Genomic DNA, 1,366 nt, shown 5'->3' on the forward strand with positions numbered 1-1,366 from the left:
TCAAAAGGCAACCAATAGTGTTTAGGATACTCACAAATGCGCTCTACAATAAGGAACTCTTCAAAGAAGGTCCAATCTTTATCAAAATATAACCCTGTTTTCATTTTGTATTTATCTTCATGGGCAACTCCCCAACGGCGTATATCCATCCATCGGTGTGCTTCCCATGATAATTCTACAGCTCTTTCGCGTCTTAATTCGTCCATGAACTTAGTATTGTCTGCAACAATGGCTGGATGTACATGAGGAACTCCCGCTCTATCTCTTAGTGTATTGATGGCTTGTTCTGCAGTTAATCCAAAACCGTTAGATGCTGTAGTAGCTCCTTTAGCAACATGAAGGGACTCTGCATACATGAGGTACACATCTGTTAATCTCATATGAATGCGCATTCCTGTAAATCTTCTAATAATATTGTTTCCTTTCTGTACATGGTATTGACCATTAATCTCTGGATAAAACTTCTTAAACATGTATCCTGTTCGTGAAACATTATTCGCGCCACGGTGAGAACCAGAATTACCACTTCCATCATCCCATAACTGGGCAAATTTATTTGCTGCCGACACACCTCCTCTGGTTGAAATCTGATCTCTATCTGTAAAAATCCATGCTTTAAAACGAGGATCACGATTGTCAAATGGTTTATTAGGGTCATAAGTTGGAGTGCCATAAGCACCACTCATATCATCCTCAATAGACAATCCGTTGGCCATTCCAAAATTGTTGTATATAAAATTATGGGTCGCACTTTCATTTCCTGATGACGATTGACCAATAGGTCTTGGAATACCAGCTGCCATAAAAGCAATTGTTTGACCAACAGATGAACCTCCTGAACCTGCAAAAATTAATTCTTTAGCTTCTGGAGCTAAACCAGGCCACCTGTTTCTTGGCACCTCCCAGAGTACCTTCTTGTAATCTTCCATGTTTTTTGCTAAGGAATACTCACCAGCTTGTTCTAGCTTAAGTACTTCTGCAAAAGCCTCAGCAGCCATAGCTGCTAGTTCGGTATCATAGGTATAGGTATCAATCCCTGGTTGGTTATTGAAATGCATTAACGGACTAGCCGCCCAAAGTAAGTTTTTACCTTGAAATGCGTAAGCAGCCCCCTTGGTTACTCTACCAGCATTATCACCAAGAGTTGATTGCCCGTAGGGTTCATCATCCCAATCTACAGGTAACAGTTCGATAGCTTTTTTGTAGTCCTCATTAACAGACAACGCTACTTCTTTGTAAGTTTCTGGACGCGGTGTAGTAATGGCTCCTTCATATACCTCAGTGATATGTGGGAAACGCCCCCAGAACTTCATGATTTCGTTATGGAAGAATGCTCTAAAAAAGTAAGCTTGTCCTAATATAACAT

The 1,366-nt window shown here is 40.6% G+C and carries 1 protein-coding gene; it reads right to left on the reverse strand.

Annotated features, from left to right (window positions below; translation table 11 throughout):
* On the reverse strand, positions 1–1,366 hold a 1,366-nt coding region (locus tag DFQ02_RS14990), incomplete at both ends, for a RagB/SusD family nutrient uptake outer membrane protein (RefSeq protein ID WP_147297803.1).

Origin of the sequence: Seonamhaeicola aphaedonensis (assembly GCF_003386195.1) — a bacterium.
In the GTDB taxonomy this organism is placed as follows: Bacteria; Bacteroidota; Bacteroidia; order Flavobacteriales; family Flavobacteriaceae; genus Seonamhaeicola; species Seonamhaeicola aphaedonensis.